Source organism: Planktosalinus sp. (assembly GCF_059864935.1).
In genome coordinates this window covers 1-3,399 of the sequence record NZ_JCBCCK010000519.1, presented here as the reverse complement: position 1 = coordinate 3,399, position 3,399 = coordinate 1, and the positions used below count along the sequence as shown (strand labels likewise).

The window sequence follows — 3,399 nt, the reverse complement described above, 5'->3', positions numbered from 1 at the left end:
AAAAAGCGAACCGAATAGAAAAAATAGAATAAAAATACCTGAAGTTTGTAATCAATTTAATGTCAGATATATTAATACTATCGAGATGTTAAGAGAATTGAATGAAAACTTTTAGAGCACTACAATTTACATTCATTGTCCAAAAACGTTTTCAGCATCTCTGGCTGGGGTTTCTTTATTTTATAAACCGGATATACTATAGTTGGCAGTAATGCAAAAAAAAGATTGCGAAATTTTTTGTAAATTTGAATGTAAATAAATTATTATGAAAACCGTAAATGTCCAAATATCTGATTTTGAATTCAACCAATTAGGTCTGAATAAAAGCACATTGTCATTTTCTGAACTGATTGATATCATTGGAAAAAAAATAACAAAACAAACACTGGAAAAGAGCATTCAACTAGCAAACAAATACGGACTTTCTAAAATGACGATGGAAGAAATCGATGACGAAATAAAAGCGCACAGGAATGCAAAAAATAATTCTTGATACTAACGTAATTGTTTCCTCGCTAATTCAAAAAAACTACCCGTATTTAATTATTGACCATTGTATCGATGGAAATGCAATCATTTGTGTTTCAAGTCCAATTCTTCAAGAATATATAGAAGTTCTAGGACGGCCAAAATTTGCAAGATTTACCGACTTCAAAACAAATGCTGATTTTCTAATCGTGAGATTGAGCGAAATCTCAGAGATATACGAACCAATAGACAAATTGAAAATCATCAAGGACGAACCTGATAACAGACTTTTAGAATTAGCCGAGATTTCTAAAGCGGACTTTATTATTACGGGAAACACAAACGATTTTACAATGCAAGTTTATAATAAGACCCGAATAGTATCACCAAAAGAATATTGGGAAGAATTTAAATAGTCCCGCACTCCAAACTGTCCCCACTTCGGCGTACTACAATTTACATTGATTGTCCTAAAAGGTTTTCAGCATCTCAGGATATTTTACCGGTTTTAATTGGACAATTATTATAACATTTTAAGGGTTTTTGATTACAAGTATTTTTATGAAATGAGTTATATTTGAGAGTTGAGTTTACTGTTTAATCTCTCAGATAACAAAAATTTTAAACTGATGAAATCTGAAATAATAAAATCATTATCAAACAATTTTGAAGACCATTCACAGACTACTGAAAGCGGTATTGAGTTTTGGTTTGCCAGAGACATACAGCATCTTTTAGGGTATACTGAATGGAGAAATTTTCAAAAAGTGATTGTAAAAGCAAAAACCTCTTGTGATGCAACCGGAAATGATGTTTTAGACCATTTTGTTGACGTCAACAAAATGGTTCAATTAGGTTCAGGTAGTGAGCGTGAGGTTGATGATATAATGTTGACAAGATATGCTTGTTATTTAATTGCTCAAAATGGCGACCCGAGAAAAGAACAAATTGCATTTGCTCAGAATTATTTTGCAGTTCAAACGAGAAAGTTTGAAGTCATTGAAAAGCGAATTAAAGACTGGGAACGATTACAAGCCAGGCAAAAACTTACACTTTCTGAAAAAGAACTCTCAGAGCTTATCTATGAACAAACAGGAAGTGATAAAAACTTTGGAATCATAAGGAGTAAGGGTGACCAAGCATTATTTGGTAAAACAACCAAACAAATGAAAACTAAATTGGGTGTTCCTAAAGGTCGGGCATTAGCAGATTTTCTTCCAACAATTACTATAAAGGCAAAAGATTTTGCAACAGAAATTACAGTTTTTAATACGAAGGAAAAAGGACTTCAATCAGAAAGACAAATTTCAGCAGAACATATCACAAATAATCGTGGTGTTAGATCTATTTTGTTGAAGAGAGGTATAAAACCAGAGGAATTACCACCGGAAGAAGACATTAAAAAGTTAGAACGAAGAGTGAGTTCTGAACCAAAAAAACTTGGAAAAAACCCAGATAAACTGAAATAAAAGCGACCCGCTCCCCAAACTGTTCTCACTTCGGAGCACTACAATTTACATTGATTGCCCTAAAACGTTTTCAGCATCTCAGGCCGGGGTTCCTTTATTTTATAAATCTTTTGATTTTCGCGATAGTGTGATCCCATCGCTCCGGTAGCATTGCGTTCTCCTGTCTATAATGCAGGATTAAATATGACTGATATATTTTTTAGATGTAACACAGTCAACTATTGAAATTTTGTATCTTTATCAATGACATTGATTCTACTGTATGACTGCAAAATTAAAACAAATAGAAGTTGAGGAAAAGATAATAGCAATCACTTCATATAACGAAGATGATTATATCTGTTTGACCGATATGGTGCGGGGGGAGGAAGGAAATGACCATATTAGAAACTGGATGAGAAATAGGAACACCGTTGAATTCCTTGGGATTTGGGAGCAATTGAATAACCCAAATTTTAAAGGTGTCGAATTCGACACCTTTAAAAAGGAAGCGGGTTTAAACTCATTCAATTTAACACCAAAAAAATGGGTAGAAACTACAGATGCAATCGGGATTATATCCAAAAGTGGCAGAAGTGGCGGGACTTACGCTCATAAAGATATAGCATTTGAATTTGGTGCGTGGATTAGCCCCATGTTCAAACTGCTTTTGATTAAAGAATTCCAACGACTTAAAGAAATTGAGACAAATAAATACAATTTAGAATGGGATGTAAAAAGGGTTTTGAGTAAGGTAAATTATCAAATCCATACAGATGCAATTAAAAATCATATTCTCCCAAAATCAAAATATACAACTGATAAACAATGGATAGAATATGCAGAAGAGGCTGATTTACTAAATGTGGCTTTATTTGGTTGTACAGCTAAACAATGGAAAGAAGTTAACCCTCAACACGCATTAGATGGTAAAAATATGCGAGACTTTGCAAGCATTAATGAACTTGCTGTTTTATCAAATTTGGAATCTCTAAATTCTGAATTAATTAAAAGTGGTGTTGAAAAAAGAATGCGATTTAATCATATGCATCGAATTGCAAGACAACAGTTAGAAATATTAAACAAATCAGATCTACTTAAATCAATTAAAAAACAATCTGATTCAACATATGTAGATCAAAAAAGGAAATTGAATAATTAATACCCCACTCCCCAAATTGCCCCCACTTCGGTGTACTACAATTTACATTGACTGTCCAAAACGTTTTCAGCATCTCAGGCTTTGGGGTTCCTTTATTTTAAAGACCTGCTAGTGCGTTCCAAAGGTTCGGGAGTATCGGGTTTTCCTTCAACACATACCAACCGCATGTTGACGGTAAGCTTAGATACCTTCTCAATTCAAGAAAAAGTAATAACTGAAATGATTATTTTGTATCTTTGATAAAAAGCTGATTAAAATGAATTTAGAAGCCCGAAAAATCGAATTTGTACAAGAGTTTTTAAAACTTCAGAATGAAGAAGC

The 3,399-nt window shown here is 33.2% G+C and carries 5 protein-coding genes; all 5 read left to right on the top strand.

The features are described 5' to 3' along the window. Nucleotides 1-115, top strand: a 115-nt coding sequence (locus AC6F75_RS14880; protein WP_500715872.1) for a DUF4411 family protein, incomplete at its 5' end; no start/stop codon positions are given. 150 nt (nucleotides 116-265) lie between these two features. Further along, nucleotides 266-493, top strand: a complete 228-nt coding sequence (locus AC6F75_RS14875; protein ID WP_500715871.1) for a hypothetical protein — start codon at nucleotides 266-268, stop codon at nucleotides 491-493. Then, entirely contained in the window at nucleotides 474-884 is a 411-nt protein-coding gene (locus tag AC6F75_RS14870; protein ID WP_500715870.1) for a putative toxin-antitoxin system toxin component, PIN family, read from the top strand. The genes AC6F75_RS14875 and AC6F75_RS14870 overlap by 20 nt, the downstream gene beginning before the upstream one ends. Nucleotides 885-1,097: 213 nt before the next feature. Continuing rightward, nucleotides 1,098-1,937 carry a DNA damage-inducible protein D gene (dinD, locus tag AC6F75_RS14865; RefSeq protein ID WP_500715869.1) on the top strand — a complete coding sequence of 280 codons (840 nt, stop codon included), beginning with the start codon at nucleotides 1,098-1,100 and terminating at the stop codon, nucleotides 1,935-1,937. A 262-nt stretch (nucleotides 1,938-2,199) separates the two neighbouring features. Next, nucleotides 2,200-3,078, top strand: coding sequence for a KilA-N domain-containing protein (locus tag AC6F75_RS14860; protein ID WP_500715868.1), 879 nt, complete (start codon nucleotides 2,200-2,202; stop codon nucleotides 3,076-3,078). The last annotated feature ends 321 nt before the right edge of the window (nucleotides 3,079-3,399 follow it).